This window comes from Variovorax sp. WS11 (assembly GCF_010499245.1).
Classification (GTDB): Bacteria; Pseudomonadota; Gammaproteobacteria; order Burkholderiales; family Burkholderiaceae_C; genus Variovorax.
This window is the reverse complement of the sequence record NZ_JAAGOW010000001.1, coordinates 850,555-867,537: the sequence shown is the minus strand read 5'-3', so window position 1 is coordinate 867,537 and position 16,983 is coordinate 850,555. Positions and strand designations below refer to the sequence as shown.

Below are 16,983 nucleotides of genomic sequence, written 5' to 3'. Positions count from 1 at the left end.
GGCTACTGCAACCGGGACGGCCGGGGTTCCGCCGGGTCGTCCTGCAGCCGGCGCAGCATCTCGGCCAGCGTCTTGCCGGGCTCGTCGCGAAAGCGCTCCGGCAGGACCTCGATGCGATCGATGCGATCGATACGGAAGCCGCGAAAGTCCTCCCGCAGCTCACACCACGCCGAGAAGGTCCAGACTCGGCCCCAGTAGAAACAGCCCAGCGGTCGTACCACGCGCTGGCTCGGCGCGCCGCTGACGTCGTGGTAGTCCATGCGCAGCTTGTTGCGCGACTGGACCGCTTCGCGCAGGGTCTGCAGGCGCAGCCGCGTCCCATCGTCGAGCGCCATCGCAGGCGCGAACAGCGCCAGGCTCTCGGCCGACACGCGCGCGGCCGGCGGGAGCACCGACAGGATCTTGCCGAGCGCGGTCTGGATGTCCTTTGCCATGGCCGGATCGACCCAGCTCTGGGCCAGCCGCGCCGACGCTACCAGCGCTGCGGCCTCATCCTGCGTGAACATGAGCGGCGGGAGGTCGAAGCCAGCGCCCAGGCGATAGCCGACGCCGGCTTCGCCCTCGATCGGCACGCCCTGTCGCTGCAGGTCGGCCACGTCGCGGTAGATGGTGCGATCCGACACCTCCAGCCGCTGGGCCAGGAAAGCGGCGGTCGTGAGGCGTCGCCCGCGAATCAATTGGACGATCTGGAACAGGCGGTCGGCACGGCGCATGGGGACAAGCAGTCAAGGTCGAACGAGCTTCTTCTCGAAGTCTTCCACGAAATAGCGCCGTCCGCGCTGCACCACCACATGGCCCTCGGACTCGAGCCGCCGCATCAACTCTTCCAGGCCGCCCGGGTACTTGAGGTTCAGTTCGCCGTTGACCTTGAGCGTGCGCCAGTAGGGCGTGATCTCCGCGCAGCCGGCCTGGCGATCTTCCTCGGCCGCCTGCGCCGCAATGCTCGCGAAGATCGCAGTCGTCACGGTACATCCGATGGTGGTGCCATGGCCGCGTGCCAACCCCTCGCTGATGCCGAGCACGGTCACCAGCCGACCCTCGGGCACCCGCTTCATGGCCTCGTCGACCTCCCGCGGCGAGGGGATCACGATCGTGCCCGTCCCGTGGCGCGGCTGCATGTGCTCGGGGATGGGCTTGACCTCCGGCAGACCCGGATGGCCGGCGAGCCGGTCTCGCCATGGCTTGGCGCTGCGGGAAGAGGGCATCGATCTCAGTCCAGGATCACGCCGATGTGGATGGCGACCTGGTCGGGGCCGCTGTAGGCCTCGAAATCGCTACGGTAGCTGCGGCTGATCTCGGGGTGCTGCTCGAAATACCGCCAGATCGACTCCCACAGGGCGAGCACCATCTGCGGCATCTCGCCCTGGCCCGTGAAGACCAGGTAGTCGCCGGCTTCGACCTTCACGGCGGAAGGGCCGCCGGAGACGGCGACGCCGGTCGTCAGGTCGAAGGCGCCATGCGCGTTGGATTCGTAGGCCGAGTACACCCCATAGAGCCGCATGTCGTCGACGCGGTTCGGCGTCACGGCATAGACGCGCTCGTCGAAGAAGCGCGTCCAGAGCTTGCTCATGCGCGCCGAGTGCGGCTCGTTCTCGGTGCGGTTGCTGGTGCGTACGGTGAGGCCGGCGATGTTGAAGCCTTGGTGGCGTTGAAGCTGAGGTTGCATGGTTCATTCTCCAGGTTCATCTTGTCGCTCGAGGTCGAGCGCCGGACCGCAAACGCTCAGCGCGTCGGGCGAACCGGTTGCGTGAAGTCAAGATGCCATGCTGCGCGCCGGCTACTGACAACGTCCTGTCAGCAGCCCTGGTGCGGCGCGCAAGAAAGAGCCGGCCCGGCAGCCGGGTGCGAGTTAGAGCACGTCGCTCGCGAAATCAGCCAGCCGCGAGCGTTCGCCGCGTGCCAGCGTGATGTGGCCGCTGTGCGGCCAGCCCTTGAACTTGTCGACCGCAAAGGTGAGGCCGGAAGAGCCTTCGGTCAGGTAGGGTGTATCGATCTGCGCCAGGTTGCCCATGCAGATGATCTTGGTGCCGGGGCCCGCGCGTGTGACCAAGGTCTTCATCTGCTTCGGCGTCAGGTTCTGCGCCTCGTCGATGATCACGTACTTGTTGAGGAAGGTGCGGCCGCGCATGAAGTTCATGCTCTTGATCTTGATGCGGCTGCGGATCAACTCGTTGGTGGCCGCGCGTCCCCATTCGCCGGCGCCGCCGCCATCGCCCTTGGCCAGGAACTCGAGGTTGTCGTCGAGTGCGCCCATCCACGGGCCCATCTTCTCTTCCTCGGTGCCCGGCAGGAAGCCGATGTCCTCGCCGACGCTCACGGTCGCGCGGGTCATGATGATCTCGGTGTAGCGGCGGTCGTCCAGCACCTGGGTCAGGCCCGAGGCCAGCGCCATCAGTGTCTTGCCGGTGCCAGCGGTCCCGGTCAGCGTGACGAAGTCCACCTCCGGGTCCATCAACAGGTTCATCGCGAAGTTCTGCTCGCGGTTGCGCGTGTTCACGCCCCAGACGGCGTTCTTGACCGAGCCGTAGTCCTTGAGCGTCTTGAGCACCGCCGTCTTGTCGCGGATCTCGGTGACGCGGGCGTACATGCTGGGCTCGCCGGGCGCCTCGAAGTAGACGAACTGGTTGATGTAGAGATTGGGTACCAGCGGTCCGCTGACGCGGTAGAAGGTGCTGCTGCCGCTCTGCCAGCTTTCGATGGGCTTGCTCTGGCGGGTCCAGAAATCGGCCGGCAGGGCCAGCGCGCCGGAGTAGAGCAGGTCGCCGTCTTCCAGCGTCTTGTCGTTCTGGTAGTCGTCCGCCGCGAGACCCAGTGCGCGCGCCTTGACGCGCATGTTGATGTCCTTCGACACCAGCACCACCTCCTGTCGGGCCCGCCCCGGACCGTCCTTGGCGTAGAGGTCGCGCAGTGCGTGGACGACGCCCAGGATCTGGTTGTCGGCCTTGCCCTGCGGCAGGCTGGTCGGCAGGGAGTAGTCGAGCGGGTCGGTCTGGAAGAACAGCTTGCCGCCGGCTTCTCGGTGCCCAGTGGTATCGAGTTTCAGACCCTTGCCGATGTCGGCACCCTGGGCGCCGGCGAGCGCGTCCAGCGTACGGCTGGTCTGGCGGCCGTTGCGCGCGACTTCGGTCGTGCCCTTCTTGTGACCGTCGAGTTCTTCCAGCACGATCATCGGCAGGAAGATGTCGTGCTCCTCGAAGCGGAACAGGCACATCGGGTCGTGCAGCAGCACGTTAGTGTCCAGCACGAACAGCTTGGCCGGGCCGTTGGGTTTGCTGCGCTTGCCCTTGACCGGGCTGGTCACCGCCTTGGCTGACGTGTCAGGCGGTTATCCTCGCTGCCGCGAGCGGCGGGCGGCGGGGCTTTCAACCGGGGCAGGGGTGGCGCCTCGATGGCGGCGCCGCCTTCCGCGGCGTGCCGATCGAACAACTCGAGTGGCTGAGGCCCGCTGGATCGGGTCTCCTCAGCGCGCCGGTCGGAGGAGTGGCGGCCGCTCTTCCCGTGCAGGAGCGGGCGGGCGCGTCGTGCGCCTCCGGAGAAAGCAATGCGGCGCGTTTCGTGGGGGCGGGGGGCAGGGCATGGGGCAGTTCGCTCGCAGGAAATAAGGGGCCAGAAAGCGAAAAAGCCGCCTGAAGACCCAAGCGGCTTTGTTCGGTGAATGCGGTCGCGGAGCTCAACGGCATAGAACCATTATGCACATCGGTTGTGACAGGTTCCACGATCGTTGCGCATCGCCAACGCACCCAGGTAAAAGCTCACAAATGTTGCCGATCGGCAGATCCGTATTACTTCTTCAGCGCCTTGACGGCCTTGAGGACTTCGTCGACATGGCCTGGCACCTTGAGGCCGCGCCATTCGGCTTTGAGCACGCCGTCGGCGCCGATCAGGAAGGTGCTGCGCTCAATGCCCTTGACCTTCTTGCCGTACATGATCTTGTTCTTGACCACGCCGAACATGTGGCACATCTTTTCCTCGGTGTCGGCAATCAGTTCGAAGGGAAGCTCGAGCTTGGCCTTGAACTCGTCGTGCGACTTCATGTTGTCGCGCGAGACGCCGAACACGGTGGCGCCGGCCTTCTCGAAATCCTTGTAGCGATCGCGGAATTGCATCGCTTCGGTGGTGCAACCGGGCGTGTTGTCCTTGGGGTAGAAGTACATCACCAGCACTTGCCCGAGATGCGAGGTGTTCGAAACCTTGAGGCCGCCGGTGGCGTTGGCGTCGAATTCAGGGATGGGTTTGTTGACAACGATCGCCATGAAACTTATTTTCTCCGTTTGATTCCACGTTCGAGTCAGGCTTTTGGCCCTCGCTTCTGGCTCGCGCCTCGAGCGCTCGATACGATGGAGATTGGGCGCCCCCTTGGTTCAAGACGTGAGGGCGGGCCGCCGGTTTGCAACCCGGTATTTTAGCTCGAAATGCCCCTCATTGGCCACCTCGCGGTCTCTCGATCAGCAGCGCCGCGACCACGTGCCGGCCTTCGCCTGCCAAGATGTTGTAGGTGCGACAGGCGGCTCCCGTGTCCATGGTCTCCACGCCCGTGCGCTTGGCCATTAACGGTTGCAGCCATGCAGCCTGGGGGAAGCGGATGCGCGTGCCGCTGCCGAAGATGATCAGTTCGGCACCCAGCTCGGCCAGCTGCGCGAAATGCTCGGCGCTGAGTTCGTCGAAGCGGCCGCAGTTCCAGGCAAAACGCTCGCCGCGCGAGCCCACGACCACGCTGGTCTCGATCCGTTCGTTGTTGACGGCTACCCAGCCGGGGCCATGTGCAGTCAGGGTCTGGACATCGGATTTGTCGGGCTGGAGCTTCATCGAGGAGGGCGGGGGAACTGTGGTCAAATTATAAGTTTTCCCCCGTGCACCCCGCCCCTGGAGGGACTTTGAAACCGCTCAAGAAATCGGCCAAGCTGGCCAATGTGCTCTACGACATCCGTGGTCCGATCATGGACGCCGCGAAGCAGATGGAGGAAGAGGGCCAGAAGATCATCAAGCTGAACATCGGCAATCTCGCCCCGTTCGGCTTCGACGCGCCCGAAGAGGTCCAGCAGGACATGATCCGCAACCTCCCGGCCTCGTCCGGCTATTCGGACAGCAAGGGCATTTTCGCGGCGCGCAAGGCGGTGATGCACGAAACCCAGAAGCAGGGCATCGCGGGCGTCACGCTGGACGACATTTACCTGGGCAACGGCGCGAGCGAGCTGATCGCGATGGCCGCCAACGCGCTGCTCAACGACGGCGACGAGCTCCTCCTGCCCGCGCCCGACTACCCGCTGTGGACGGCGGTCGCGAGCCTGTCGGGCGGCAAGCCGGTGCACTACCTGTGCGACGAGGAAAACGGCTGGATGCCCAGCCTGGCCGATATCCGCTCCAAGATCACGCCGCGCACCAAGGGCATCGTAGTCATCAACCCCAACAACCCCACTGGCGCGCTGTACTCGGACGATCTGCTCAAGGGCATCGTGGCGATCGCGCGCGAGCACAACCTGGTGATCCTGGCCGACGAGGTCTACGACAAGGTGCTGTACGACGGCGTCAGGCACACCGCCCTCGCGAGTCTCTCGAAGGACGTGCTAACGCTGACCTTCAACTCGCTGTCGAAGAGCTACCGCTCCTGCGGCTACCGCGCCGGCTGGATGATCGTCTCGGGCGACAAGAAAATGGCGCAGGACTACATCGAGGGCCTCAACATGCTCTCGAACATGCGCCTGTGCCCGAACGTGCCGGGACAGTGGGCGATCCAGACCGCACTCGGCGGCTACCAGAGCATCAACGACCTGGTGGGCCCGGGCGGCCGCCTGCGCCACCAGCGCGACCTCGCCTACGAGCTGATCACCGCGATCCCCGGCGTCACCTGCGTCAAGCCCAGCGCGGCGCTCTACATGTTCCCCCGGCTCGACCCCAAGGTCTACCCGATCGAGGACGACCGTCAGTTCTTCCTCGAGGTGCTGAAGGAGACCCGGGTGATGCTGGTGCAGGGCACCGGCTTCAACTGGTCCACGCCCGACCATTTCCGCATCGTGTTCCTGCCCCATGAGGAGGACCTGCGCGAGGCTATCCAGCGCATCGCCGACTTCCTCGAGCGCTACCGCAGCCGCAACGCGTAGCGGCTGCGCCCCGGTTCCCCAGTTCCACAGTCAGACGAATCGAATGAAACCCATCCAAGTAGGCCTGCTCGGCATCGGCACGGTCGGCAGCGGCACTTTCAAGGTGCTCCAGCGCAACCAGGAAGAGATCAAGCGTCGCGCGGGGCGCGGCATCGAGATCACCATGGTCGCCGACCTCGACCTGGCGCGTGCCAGGGCCGCGGTGGGCGAGGCTGTGCAGGTGGTGAACGATGCGCGCGCCGTCATCGCCAACCCCGACATCGACATCGTGATCGAGCTGATCGGCGGCTACGGCATCGCGCGCGAGCTGGTGCTCGAGGCGATCGCGGCCGGCAAGCACGTGGTCACCGCCAACAAGGCGCTGCTGGCGGTGCACGGCACCGAGATCTTCGCGGCGGCCCACGCCAAGGGCGTGATGGTGGCCTTCGAGGCGGCTGTGGCCGGCGGCATCCCGATCATCAAGGCGCTGCGCGAGGGGCTCACGGCCAACAGCATCCAGTGGATCGCCGGCATCATCAACGGCACCACCAACTTCATCCTCTCCGAGATGCGCGACAAGGGCCTGGACTTCGCCACCGTGCTGAAGGAAGCGCAGCGCCTGGGCTATGCCGAGGCCGACCCGACCTTCGACATCGAGGGCGTGGACGCCGCCCACAAGGTCACGCTGATGAGCGCCATCGCCTTCGGCATCCCGGTGCAGTTCGACAAGGCGCACGTCGAGGGCATCACCAAGCTGGCGGCGCAGGACATCAAGTACGCCGAGCAACTGGGCTACCGCATCAAGCTGCTGGGCGTGACCAAGCGCAAGGCCCAGGGCATCGAGCTGCGCGTGCATCCGAGCCTGGTGCCGGCCAAGCGCCTGCTCGCCAACGTCGAAGGCGCGATGAACGCGGTGGTGGTCAACGGCGATGCCGTCGGCACCACGCTGTACTACGGCAAGGGCGCCGGCAGCGAGCCGACCGCCAGCGCTGTGATCGCCGACCTGGTCGACATCACCCGTCTGCACACGGCCGATGCGGCGCACCGCGTGCCGCACCTGGCCTTCCATCCCGACGCGATGAGCGACCTGCAGGTGCTGCCGATGTCCGAGGTGGTGACCAGCTACTACCTGCGCATGCGCGTGGCCGACGAGGCCGGCGTGCTGGCCCAGGTGACGGGCCTGCTGGCCACGGCCGGCATCAGCATCGACGCGGTGCTGCAGCGCGAGGCCGACGAGGTGGGTGGGGAGGGCTCGACCCAGACCGACCTCATCATCCTCACGCACGACACGCGCGAGGGCACGCTGGACGACGCGCTGGCGCGGCTGCAGGCGCTGCCGACCGTGCTGGCGCCGATCGTGCGCATCCGCAAGGAAGAGCTGTCCTGATGCGCTACCTGTCCACGCGCGGCCATCCGGAGCGCCGCCGCTTCTGCGAGATCCTGCTGGAGGGCCTGGCGCCCGACGGCGGCTTGTACCTGCCCGAGCACTACCCGCAGGTGGATGTCGCCACGCTCGCCAAGTGGCGCGACTTGCCCTATGCCGAGCTCGCCTTCGAGGTGCTGTCGCTGTACATCGACGACATCCCCGCTGCCGACCTGAAGGCGATCTGCGCGAAGACCTACACCGCCGAGATCTTCGGCGCGCCCGACATCGTGCCGCTGCGCGAGCTCGAAGACGGCGTGTACCTGGAAGCCTTGTCCAACGGCCCGACGCTGGCCTTCAAGGACATGGCGATGCAGCTCCTGGGCAACCTCTTCGAGTACGAGCTCGCACGCCGCGGCGAGGAACTCAACATCCTCGGCGCCACCAGCGGCGACACCGGCAGCGCGGCCGAGTACGCGATGCGTGGCAAGAAGGGCGTGCGGGTCTTCATGACCTCGCCCGACGGCCGCATGAGCCCTTTCCAGCAGGCCCAGATGTTCAGCCTGCAGGACCCGAACATCCACAACATCGCGGTCGCCGGCGTGTTCGACGATTGCCAGGACATCGTCAAGGCGGTGTCGAACGACCTGGACTTCAAGCGAAAGTACAGGATCGGCACCGTCAACTCGATCAACTGGGCGCGGCTGCTGGCGCAGGTCGTCTACTACTTCGCCGGCTACTTCCAGGCCACGGGCAGCAACGACAAGCAAGTCAGCTTCACCGTCCCCTCGGGCAATTTCGGCAATGTCTGCGCCGGCCACGTGGCGCGCTCGATGGGCCTGCCGATTCGCACGCTGGTGGTGGCGACCAACGAGAACGACGTGCTCGACGAGTTCTTCCGCACCGGCATCTACCGCGTGCGTTCGGCGGCCGACACGCACGAAACCTCCAGTCCGTCGATGGACATCTCCAAGGCCAGCAACTTCGAGCGCTTCGTGTTCGACCTGGTGGGGCGCGACGCGGCGAAGACGCGCAGCCTGTTCGAAGGCGATCTGGGCAAGACGGGTCGCTTCGACCTGAGCGCCGATCCCGCCTTCGCCGAGGCCGCCACGCGCTTCGGCTTCGCGAGCAGCCGCAGCACCCATGCCGATCGCCTGGCGACCATTCGCGACACCGACAAGCGCTTCGCAACCCTGATCGACACCCACACGGCCGATGGCCTCAAGGTCGCGCGCGAGCACCTGGCGCCCGGCGTGCCGATGATCGTGCTCGAGACTGCGCTGCCCATCAAGTTCGCCGAGACCATCGTCGAGGCCCTGGGCCGCGCGCCCGAGCGCCCCGCGCGCTTCGAAGGCATCGAGGCGCTGCCCCGGCGCGTGGCCCAGCTCCCGGCCGACGCCGAGGCGGTCAAGGCCTACATCGCAGGTCACTGTGACTGAGCCCTCGAGCCGCGCATGAAAGTCATCGGCTTCGCCGGTTTCTCGGGCGCCGGCAAGACCACGCTGGTCGAGCGCCTGATCCCCGTGCTCAGGCTGCACGGCCAGCGCGTCTCGGTGGTCAAGCATGCACACCACAAGTTCGACATCGACCATCCGGGCAAGGACACCTACCGGCATCGCGAGGCCGGGGCCTTCGAGGTGGTGGTGGCCTCGGACAAGCGCCTGGCGCTGATCCGTGAATTCGAGCGGCCGACGCAGCTCGGCGTGCACGAGCTGATTGCCGAGCTCGATGCGGGCGTCGACTGGGTGCTGGTCGAAGGCTTCAAGCACAGCGATCTCCGGAAGATCGAGGTTTGGCGCGAGCCCGCGGAGGGCGAGACACCCCGGCCCGCCCGATACGCTCAAGACGAATTCATCGTCGCGATCGCCACCGACACGCCGCAGCACCTGCCCGCTCCCACCGCGCTGCCGGTCTTCGACCTGAACGACGTCGATGGCATTGGTGACTGGCTGCTGCAGAACGCGAGCCGTTTCGAGTACAAGGTGGATCGCCATGGCTGAAGCTTCCAAACGTCCCCCCTTGATGCCGCTCGACGAGGCGCTGGCGCGGCTGCTCGCCGCCGCCACGCCTCAGGTGGCCACCGAGTCGGTGTCCACCTTCGAGGCCGACGGCCGCGTGCTCGCGCGGGACGTGCGTTCGGGCCTCACCGTCCCGCCGCGCGACAACAGCTCGATGGACGGCTATGCCGTGCGCAGCGCCGACTGCGCCGCACCGGGCGCGGTGCTGCGCGTGGCCCAGCGCATCCCGGCCGGCACCGTGGGCACGCCGCTGGGCGCCGGCACGGCCGCGCGCATCTTCACCGGCGCGCAGATCCCAGAAGGCGCCGATGCGGTCGTGATGCAGGAAGACACCAGGGGGCTGCCGGAGGAGGGCAGCCTGGGCAGCGTGCGCATCGAGATCGCGCCGGCGGCTGGCCAGTGGATCCGTCGCGCCGGCGAGGACGTGGCGGCCGGCGACGTGGTGCTCGCGCGCGGCGAGCGCCTCACCCCAGCGGGGCTGGGGCTGGCGGCCAGCGTCGGCCTCGACCGGTTGCAGGTCGCGAAGCGCCCGCGCGTCACGCTGCTGTCCACCGGCGACGAACTGGTGATGCCCGGCGAGGTGGCGCCCGAGGCGATGAAGCCGGGCTCGATCTACAACTCCAACCGCTTCTTCATGCGGGCGCTGCTCGTGCGGCTGGGCTGCGAGGTGCACGACCTGGGCATCGTGCCCGACCGCCGCGACGCGACCATCGAGGCGCTGCGCGGCGCCTCGGAGCGCAGCGACCTGATCATCACCACCGGCGGCGTCTCGGTCGGCGAGGAGGACCACATCAAGGCTGCGGTGCAGGCCCTGGGCCAACTTGACCTCTGGTCGCTGTCGATGAAGCCGGGCAAGCCCTTTGCCTACGGCCGCATCGGCAACGCCCACCTGACCGGGTTGCCGGGCAACCCGGTTTCCAGCTTCCTGACCTTCCTGCTGCTGGTGCGGCCCTTCCTGCTGACGCTGCAAGGTGCCGCCCGCGTGGCGCCGTCACCGGTCGCGATGCGGGCCGACTTCGACTGGCCGCGCGCCGACCGCCGCCGCGAGTTCCTGCGCGCGCGCCGCAACGCCGCAGGCGGCCTGGACCTCTTCGCCAACCAGAGCTCGGGCGTGCTGACCTCCATGGTCTGGGGCGAGGGGGTGATCGACACACCGGCCGGCCAGCCCTTCAAGGCCGGCGACATGGTGCAGTTCATTCCCTTCTCTTCCCTGCTGGGCTGAGCATGAAAGTCACGGTGCGCTATTTCGCCTCGGTGCGCGAGGCGCTGGGGACCGGCAGCGAAACCATCGAGACCGTCGCTGCCGACCTCGGCGCACTGCGCGACGAATTGATCGCGCGCGGCGAGCCGCACGCGAGCGCGCTGGCCCGCGGCAAGGCGGTTCGCATGGCGCTGGACCAGGTCATGAGCGCCGAGGGCGCCGCGCTGCGCGAAGGCCAGGAAGTGGCCTTCTTCCCGCCGGTCACGGGCGGCTGAGCGCGGCCAGCAACTGCGACAGGCGCTCGCGCAGCGCATCGCCGGCACGGGTCATCGGCGCACGCAACGCGTCCTGCATCAGGCCCTGCTGTGCGAGTACGGCCTTCAGCGGTCCCGGATTCGGCTCGGCGAATAAGGCCTCGATCAGCGGCAGCAGCGGCTGCCACCGCGCGCGCGCCTCGGCCAGCCGGCCGTCGCGGAGCAGCCGGATCACCTGCACGAAGCGCGCGGTCTGCAAGTGCGCGCTGGCCGCGATGGCGCCGGCGCCGCCCTCGGCAACCGTCGAGAAGATCTGTGCGTCCTCGCCGGCCAGCACCTGCAGCCGGCCATCGGCGATCAGCGCCCGCGTCTTGGCCATGTCGCCGCCGCAGTCCTTGACGCCGCGGATGCGCGGCTCCGCCGCGAGCGCGAGCAGGGTCTCGCGCGCGATCGTGGCGCCGGTGCGGTAGGGAATGTCGTAGACCAGCATCGGCACCGCGCTGGCCTCGGCGATGGCCTCGAACCAGGCCCGCAGCCCGGCCTGCGAAGGCCGGATGTAGCTGGGTGCCGGCACGAGCAGCCCGGCGAGACCTTGCTCGTTCATCCGGCGAACCCACGCGACGGTCTTGCCCAGGTGGTAGCCCGAGAGGCCCATGATGCGCGGCAAGGCGGGTGCGGCCTGCGCGACGGTGGCCAGCACGGCCAACTGCTCGTCGGCATCGAGTGCCGCGGCCTCGCCGGTCGAGCCGCAGACCACGAAGCCGGCAATGCCCAAGGGCGCGAGCCCTTCGGCGAGGGCAGTCAGCGCGGCATGGTCGACCGCATCGCCGCGAAAGGGCGTGACGAGCGGGATCCAGAGGCCAGAAAAATCAGGGGTGGGGGAAGAAGTGGAAGGCACGCGGGTTTCCTTTGAGACCAGACCGATGGATGAACCACCGTCGGACGCGCGCACGAAAAAACGAGGCTGGAAATCGAACCCTGCAGTTCCGTCGCTCATCCGACGACGGAACCGAAGCTCCGGTCAGACGAGCTCGGGTTTTTTGGCTTTGCCGCCCACGCACACGCGGACCATCGCGGTGGGCGATGGAAGCGGGCGTTGCGCGGGGGAAGGCATGCGCCGCAGTCTAGCGCGGTGCCACAATCTCGCCATGAGCGGCCCGCGTGTTTTCATCCAGACAGCCGATTTCGACCTCGCGAAGGAGGTCGCCGCGTTGCGCGCGGACGACAAGCGTGTGGGCGCGGTCTGCAGCTTCGTCGGCACCGTGCGCGACCGCAACGATGGCGATGCCGTGGCATCGATGGAGCTCGAGCACTATCCGGGCATGACCGAGAAATCCATCGAGGCCATGATCGACGAGGCCCATCGCCGCTTCGACATCCTCGGCGCGCGCGTGATCCATCGCGTCGGGCTCCTGCAGCCGCTCGACCAGATCATGATGGTGGCCGTGATCTCCGCCCACCGCGGCCAGAGCTTCCAGGCCTGCGAGTTCCTGATGGACTACCTGAAGACCCAGGCGCCGTTCTGGAAAAAGGAACAGACGCCCGAGGGCGCGCGCTGGGTCGATGCGCGCGTCGATGACGATGCAGCCCTGGCCCGGTGGGGTATCCAGGCCGGCAACGCCTAGACAGGCCTACTGCGGCGTGAAGCCGCTCGCCTTGATGATGCCTGCCCAAGTCTGCGTGTAGCTGCGCACGCGGCCTGCGAACTGCCCCTGCGGCTCGTACGCCACCGTCAGGCCCATGGTCGTGAGCTTCTGCTTCACGTCGGGCATGGCCAGCACCTTGGCGAGCGCCTCGCCGAAGCGGTCGATCACCGGCTGCGGCGTGCCCACCGGCGCGAACACGCCGTAGTAGGGCAGGTCCTCCAGGTTGGCGAAGCCCAGCTCGGTGAAGGTCGGCACCTGCGGCAGCAGCGCCTGGCGCTTGGCGCCGATGGTGGCCACGATGCGCAGCTTGCCGGCGCGGTGGTTCTCGATGAAGTCGGGCACGGAAGCAATACCGGCGCTGATCTGGTTGCCCAGCATGTCCGCCGTCATCGGTGCGCTGCCGCGATAGGGCGCCGCCTGCACATCGATCTTGTATTTGGTGCCGATCATCTTCACCAGGAACTCGGGGATCGAGGCCGGCGCGGGCACGCCGATGGTGTCCTTGCCGCCGCGCTGGGTGCGCACCCATTTCAGGTACTCGTCGAGGTTCTTCGCCGGCGTGCCGCCGGAGACCGCCAGCACGTTGGCGAAGGTTGCGAAGCCGGCCACGGGCACGAAGTCGCTGGCCGAGTTGTAGCCCGGGTTCTTCACCACCTGCGGAAGGATCGAGATGGAGTGGTCGTGCGACAGGAAAAGCGTATGGCCGTCGGCCGGCGCGGCCTTGAGCGCCTGGGCGGCGATCTGGCCGCCGGCGCCGGCGCGGTTCTCGACCACCACCGGCGCACCCAGCTGGTCCTTGAGCTTCTCGCCCAGCGTGCGCGCGATTGCATCGGTGCCGGCGCCAGCGGGGAAGCCGACCAACAGCCTGATCGGCGCGCCTTGTTGCTGCGCCTGTGCGAGGCCCGAGAAGCCCGCTATCGCGGCCATCAGCCCCAGCGCAAGAACACGGCGCGACGCACGCGGTGCAGCAGCCATCCACCTTGAACAGAACATGAGATCGACTCCAGACATTGATGAAGAAAAATGCAGGTCGAGCAACTCGCGTGCCCAGCCTCCGGGAGGGCTATTCTGAACGAGCGCGACGCGGAAGCAGGGCCGTGCTATCACCCCCGACGGCTTGAATTTGCCGCGCCGGGCCCTAGATGCGCTGGGATCGGAGTTTTCATTCATGCGCCAAGACAAACTCACCACCAAATTCCAGGAAGCCCTCGCCGATGCGCAGTCGCTCGCGCTGGGCAATGACAACGCCTACATCGAACCCATCCACCTGCTGGTCGCCATGCTGCGCCAGGACGATGGCCCGCGCGCGCTGCTCGAGCGCGCCGGCGCCAACGTGCCGGGCCTGCTGAATGCCGCCGAGGCGGCGATAAAGAAGCTGCCGCAGGTGTCGGGCCATGACCAGGTGCAGGTCGGTCCCGACCTGGGCAAGCTGCTGCAGGCGACCGAGAAGGAAGCCATCAAGCGCAACGACCAGTTCATCGCCGGTGAGCTCTTCCTGCTCGCCCTGGCCGATAGCAAGGCCGAGATCGGCAACCTGGCGCGCAGCCATGGCGTGACGCGCAAGTCGGTCGAGGCCGCCATCGATGCCGTGCGCGGCGGGCAGGGCGTGAACAGCGCCGACGCCGAAGGCCAGCGCGAGGCCCTCAAGAAATACACCCTCGACCTCACCGAGCGCGCCCGCCTGGGCAAGCTCGACCCGGTGATCGGCCGCGACGAGGAAATCCGCCGCGCCATCCAGGTGCTGCAGCGCCGCACCAAGAACAACCCCGTGCTCATCGGCGAGCCCGGCGTCGGCAAGACCGCCATCGTCGAAGGCCTCGCGCAGCGCATCGTCGCCGGCGAGGTGCCCGAGTCGCTCAAGGGCAAGCGCGTGCTGTCGCTCGACATGGCGGCGCTGCTGGCCGGCGCCAAGTACCGCGGCGAGTTCGAGGAGCGGCTGAAGACCGTGCTCCACGAACTGGCCAAGGACGAGGGCCAGACCATCGTCTTCATCGACGAGCTGCACACCATGGTGGGCGCCGGCAAGGCCGAGGGCGCGATGGACGCCGGCAACATGCTCAAGCCCGCGCTGGCGCGCGGCGAGCTGCACTGCGTGGGCGCCACCACGCTCGACGAATATCGCAAGTACATCGAGAAGGACGCTGCGCTGGAGCGCCGCTTCCAGAAGATCCTGGTGGGCGAGCCGAGCGTGGAGGCGACCGTCGCCATCCTGCGCGGCCTGAAGGAGAAGTACGAGGTACACCACGGCGTCGACATCACCGACCCGGCCATCGTCGCCGCGGCCGAGCTGTCGGACCGCTACGTCACCGATCGCTTCCTCCCCGACAAGGCCATCGACCTGATCGACGAGGCCGCGGCCCGCATCAAGATCGAGATGGACTCCAAGCCCGAGGTGATGGACCGCCTCGACCGCCGCCTGATCCAGCTGCAGATCGAGCGCGAGGCCGTGCGCCGCGAGAAGGACGAGGCCTCGCAGAAGCGGCTGGGCCTGATCGAGGACGACATCAAGCGCGTGCAGAAGGAGCTGGCCGACCTCGACGAGATCTGGCAGGCCGAGAAGGCGCAGGCCCAGGGCAGCGCGCAGATCCGCGAGGAGATCGACAAGATCAAGTTCCAGATCGCCGAGTTCACCAGCAAGGGCGACTTCAACAAGGTCGCCGAACTGCAGTACGGCAAGCTGCCGGGCCTGGAGAAGCGCCTGAAGGAGGCGCAGGACACCGAGGCCAACAAGGGCAAGTCCAGCGCGCCCACGCTGCTGCGCACCCAGGTCGGCGCCGAGGAGATCGCCGAGGTGGTGGCGCGCGCCACCGGCATCCCGGTTTCGAAGCTGATGCAGGGCGAGCGCGACAAGCTGCTGCAGATGGAAGCGAAGCTGCACGAGCGCGTGGTCGGCCAGGACGAGGCCATCGGCGCGGTCGCCAATGCGATCCGCCGCTCGCGCTCGGGCCTCGCCGACCCGAACCGCCCCACCGGCTCCTTCCTCTTCCTCGGTCCCACGGGCGTGGGCAAGACCGAGCTGTGCAAGGCGCTGGCGGGCTTCCTGTTCGACAGCGAGGATCACCTCATCCGTGTCGACATGAGCGAGTTCATGGAGAAGCATTCGGTCGCGCGCCTGATTGGCGCGCCGCCCGGCTACGTGGGCTACGAGGAGGGCGGCCACCTGACCGAGGCCGTGCGCCGCAAGCCTTACAGCGTGCTGCTGCTCGACGAGGTCGAGAAGGCGCATCCGGATGTGTTCAACGTGCTGCTGCAGGTGCTCGACGATGGCCGCCTGACCGACGGGCAGGGCCGCACCGTGAACTTCAAGAACACGGTGATCGTGATGACCAGCAACATCGGCTCGCCCATCATCCAGGCGATGGTGGGGCGGCCGGCCGAGGAGATCAAGGACGCGGTGTGGGACGAGTTGAAGAACTACTTCCGCCCCGAGTTCCTGAACCGCATCGACGAGACCGTGGTCTTCCATGCGCTCGACGCCAGGAACATCGAGGCGATCGCCGCCATCCAGCTCAGGGTGCTGCAGGAGCGTCTCGCGAAGATGGATCTCGCGCTCGAGGTCTCGCCGGCGGCGCTGGCGGAGATCGCCAAGGTCGGCTTCGACCCGGTGTTCGGCGCGCGGCCGCTCAAGCGGGCGATCCAGCATCGCATCGAGAACCCGCTGTCGAAGCTGCTGCTCGACGGCAGCTTTGGGCCGAAGGACACGATCGTCGTCACCACCGACCCGATCCGCACCCCGGGGCAGTTCGAGTTTCACAAGGCCGGGGAACCTCGGGCCGAGGCGGTGGCCTAATCCCGATGATGATGAACTTCCTCCTGCGCGTTGTTCTGTTCCTGATGGGCTTGGTCCTCGCAGCCAGCCTCGCCGTCGCGGTGACGTTGCTCGCGGCGGTGTGGGGCCTGCGCTATGGCTGGGCCCGCCTCACCGGCCAGCCGGTGCGGCCCTGGGTGATGCGCTTCGACCCGCGCCATGGCTTCGATCGCTTTCGAGCCGCTGCGCAGGCGGCCGAGCCGACAGCGGCCGATGTGGCGGGTGCGCGGGCACGCGGTGAGGCCGCCGACAGCCCGGTGCGCCTGCGCGATCGCGGCGACAACGTGACGGACGTGCAGGCGCGTCCGGTCTCGCGCGTAGAGTAGCGGTCAGCATCGGTTGCGCAGCGCCCGTTTCCGGGCGCAACCGACTGTGACGCGATGTAAGTTGTTGGCCGACCCTCGAGAGTGATTTCGGCTGACGAGCGCTTCGTTTCGACCGGCCTTCAATCTCGCCACCCTCCGACGCGACGAAAAGCCGCACCGTGCGGCTGGCGTGCCGGGCAAGGAGCGAGACATGCGCGAAAGCCACGGCACAGAACCGCCCGCATCCGCGGACCCGGAACACGCTTCCGATCTCGCTCCCGAGACTTCGCGCCGATCCTTCATTCGAGGCG

17 protein-coding genes are annotated in these 16,983 nt (G+C 67.3%); 9 read left to right on the top strand and 8 right to left on the bottom strand.

Features of this window, described 5'->3' with window-relative positions; translation table 11 throughout:
- Positions 1 to 2: 2 nt before the first annotated feature.
- The 6 genes from GXN78_RS04490 to GXN78_RS04465 all read right to left on the bottom strand — a co-directional run bounded on the left by GXN78_RS04490 (position 3) and on the right by GXN78_RS04465 (position 4,806).
- Positions 3 to 713, bottom strand: coding sequence for a YafY family protein (locus GXN78_RS04490; RefSeq protein ID WP_106556743.1), 711 nt, complete (start codon positions 711 to 713; stop codon positions 3 to 5).
- A gap of 12 nt (positions 714 to 725) precedes the next feature.
- On the bottom strand, positions 726 to 1,205 hold the full coding sequence (locus GXN78_RS04485; protein ID WP_106556744.1) for an MGMT family protein: 480 nt from the start codon (positions 1,203 to 1,205) through the stop codon (positions 726 to 728).
- A gap of 5 nt (positions 1,206 to 1,210) precedes the next feature.
- Entirely contained in the window at positions 1,211 to 1,666 is a 456-nt protein-coding gene (locus tag GXN78_RS04480) for a GyrI-like domain-containing protein (RefSeq protein ID WP_106556745.1), read from the bottom strand.
- A gap of 183 nt (positions 1,667 to 1,849) precedes the next feature.
- On the bottom strand, positions 1,850 to 3,301 hold the full coding sequence (locus GXN78_RS04475) for a PhoH family protein (RefSeq protein WP_239142601.1): 1,452 nt from the start codon (positions 3,299 to 3,301) through the stop codon (positions 1,850 to 1,852).
- Positions 3,302 to 3,782: 481 nt separating this feature from the next.
- A complete protein-coding gene (locus GXN78_RS04470; RefSeq protein WP_106556747.1) occupies positions 3,783 to 4,253 on the bottom strand; it encodes a peroxiredoxin in 471 nt (156 codons plus the stop codon).
- A gap of 166 nt (positions 4,254 to 4,419) precedes the next feature.
- Complete coding sequence (locus GXN78_RS04465) at positions 4,420 to 4,806, bottom strand: Mth938-like domain-containing protein (protein ID WP_106556748.1); 387 nt, start codon at positions 4,804 to 4,806, stop codon at positions 4,420 to 4,422.
- Between the two features lie 68 nt (positions 4,807 to 4,874).
- On the opposite strand from GXN78_RS04465, the gene GXN78_RS04460 reads away from it, so the two are divergent.
- The 6 genes from GXN78_RS04460 to GXN78_RS04435 are packed head-to-tail and all read left to right on the top strand — an operon-like array spanning position 4,875 to position 10,934.
- Positions 4,875 to 6,098, top strand: a complete 1,224-nt coding sequence (locus GXN78_RS04460) for a pyridoxal phosphate-dependent aminotransferase (protein ID WP_106556749.1) — start codon at positions 4,875 to 4,877, stop codon at positions 6,096 to 6,098.
- Positions 6,099 to 6,141: 43 nt separating this feature from the next.
- The gene (locus GXN78_RS04455) at positions 6,142 to 7,464 is read left to right on the top strand and encodes a homoserine dehydrogenase (RefSeq protein ID WP_106556750.1); all 1,323 of its coding nucleotides are present in this window, start codon (positions 6,142 to 6,144) and stop codon (positions 7,462 to 7,464) included.
- Entirely contained in the window at positions 7,464 to 8,879 is a 1,416-nt protein-coding gene (gene thrC, locus GXN78_RS04450; protein ID WP_106556751.1) for a threonine synthase, read from the top strand. The genes GXN78_RS04455 and thrC overlap by 1 nt, the downstream gene beginning before the upstream one ends.
- A gap of 15 nt (positions 8,880 to 8,894) precedes the next feature.
- Positions 8,895 to 9,440, top strand: a complete 546-nt coding sequence (gene mobB / locus GXN78_RS04445; RefSeq protein WP_106556752.1) for a molybdopterin-guanine dinucleotide biosynthesis protein B — start codon at positions 8,895 to 8,897, stop codon at positions 9,438 to 9,440.
- Positions 9,433 to 10,680 (top strand): gephyrin-like molybdotransferase Glp, encoded by a 1,248-nt coding sequence (gene glp / locus GXN78_RS04440; protein ID WP_239142600.1) that lies wholly within the window; start codon positions 9,433 to 9,435, stop codon positions 10,678 to 10,680. Before mobB ends, glp begins: the two co-directional genes overlap by 8 nt.
- A 2-nt stretch (positions 10,681 to 10,682) precedes the next feature.
- Positions 10,683 to 10,934 (top strand): MoaD/ThiS family protein, encoded by a 252-nt coding sequence (locus GXN78_RS04435; RefSeq protein ID WP_106556754.1) that lies wholly within the window; start codon positions 10,683 to 10,685, stop codon positions 10,932 to 10,934.
- Here GXN78_RS04435 and dapA read toward each other — a convergent pair.
- Positions 10,921 to 11,811: a 4-hydroxy-tetrahydrodipicolinate synthase gene (gene dapA / locus GXN78_RS04430; RefSeq protein WP_239142599.1), complete on the bottom strand. Its 891-nt coding sequence runs from the start codon at positions 11,809 to 11,811 to the stop codon at positions 10,921 to 10,923. The genes GXN78_RS04435 and dapA overlap by 14 nt on opposite strands.
- Positions 11,812 to 12,061: 250 nt before the next feature.
- Between dapA and GXN78_RS04425 the strand changes: the two genes are divergently transcribed.
- The gene (locus tag GXN78_RS04425; protein WP_106556756.1) at positions 12,062 to 12,538 is read left to right on the top strand and encodes a molybdenum cofactor biosynthesis protein MoaE; all 477 of its coding nucleotides are present in this window, start codon (positions 12,062 to 12,064) and stop codon (positions 12,536 to 12,538) included.
- 6 nt (positions 12,539 to 12,544) lie between these two features.
- On the opposite strand, the gene GXN78_RS04420 is transcribed toward GXN78_RS04425, so the two are convergent.
- Entirely contained in the window at positions 12,545 to 13,486 is a 942-nt protein-coding gene (locus GXN78_RS04420; RefSeq protein WP_239142795.1) for a Bug family tripartite tricarboxylate transporter substrate binding protein, read from the bottom strand.
- A 241-nt stretch (positions 13,487 to 13,727) separates the two neighbouring features.
- Between GXN78_RS04420 and clpB the strand changes: the two genes are divergently transcribed.
- Together clpB and GXN78_RS04410 are read left to right on the top strand one after the other, a co-directional pair.
- Positions 13,728 to 16,349, top strand: a complete 2,622-nt coding sequence (gene clpB, locus GXN78_RS04415) for an ATP-dependent chaperone ClpB (protein ID WP_106556758.1) — start codon at positions 13,728 to 13,730, stop codon at positions 16,347 to 16,349.
- A 5-nt stretch (positions 16,350 to 16,354) separates the two neighbouring features.
- Positions 16,355 to 16,693 (top strand): hypothetical protein, encoded by a 339-nt coding sequence (locus GXN78_RS04410; protein ID WP_308812408.1) that lies wholly within the window; start codon positions 16,355 to 16,357, stop codon positions 16,691 to 16,693.
- Positions 16,694 to 16,983 lie beyond the last annotated feature (290 nt).

Bases quoted from the DNA above. Each gene is read 5' to 3' on its own strand.
- GXN78_RS04480 (WP_106556745.1), bottom strand. From the start codon at position 1,666: ATGCAACCTCAGCTTCAACGCCACCAAGGCTTCAACATCGCCGGCCTC.
- glp (WP_239142600.1), top strand. From the start codon at position 9,433: ATGGCTGAAGCTTCCAAACGTCCCCCCTTGATGCCGCTCGACGAGGCG.
- GXN78_RS04410 (WP_308812408.1), top strand. From the start codon at position 16,355: ATGATGATGAACTTCCTCCTGCGCGTTGTTCTGTTCCTGATGGGCTTG.
- GXN78_RS04425 (WP_106556756.1), top strand. From the start codon at position 12,062: ATGAGCGGCCCGCGTGTTTTCATCCAGACAGCCGATTTCGACCTCGCG.
- clpB (WP_106556758.1), top strand. From the start codon at position 13,728: ATGCGCCAAGACAAACTCACCACCAAATTCCAGGAAGCCCTCGCCGAT.
- GXN78_RS04455 (WP_106556750.1), top strand. From the start codon at position 6,142: ATGAAACCCATCCAAGTAGGCCTGCTCGGCATCGGCACGGTCGGCAGC.
- GXN78_RS04490 (WP_106556743.1), bottom strand. From the start codon at position 713: ATGCGCCGTGCCGACCGCCTGTTCCAGATCGTCCAATTGATTCGCGGG.
- GXN78_RS04470 (WP_106556747.1), bottom strand. From the start codon at position 4,253: ATGGCGATCGTTGTCAACAAACCCATCCCTGAATTCGACGCCAACGCC.
- GXN78_RS04485 (WP_106556744.1), bottom strand. From the start codon at position 1,205: ATGCCCTCTTCCCGCAGCGCCAAGCCATGGCGAGACCGGCTCGCCGGC.
- mobB (WP_106556752.1), top strand. From the start codon at position 8,895: ATGAAAGTCATCGGCTTCGCCGGTTTCTCGGGCGCCGGCAAGACCACG.
- GXN78_RS04420 (WP_239142795.1), bottom strand. From the start codon at position 13,486: ATGGCCGCGATAGCGGGCTTCTCGGGCCTCGCACAGGCGCAGCAACAA.
- GXN78_RS04465 (WP_106556748.1), bottom strand. From the start codon at position 4,806: ATGAAGCTCCAGCCCGACAAATCCGATGTCCAGACCCTGACTGCACAT.
- GXN78_RS04435 (WP_106556754.1), top strand. From the start codon at position 10,683: ATGAAAGTCACGGTGCGCTATTTCGCCTCGGTGCGCGAGGCGCTGGGG.
- thrC (WP_106556751.1), top strand. From the start codon at position 7,464: ATGCGCTACCTGTCCACGCGCGGCCATCCGGAGCGCCGCCGCTTCTGC.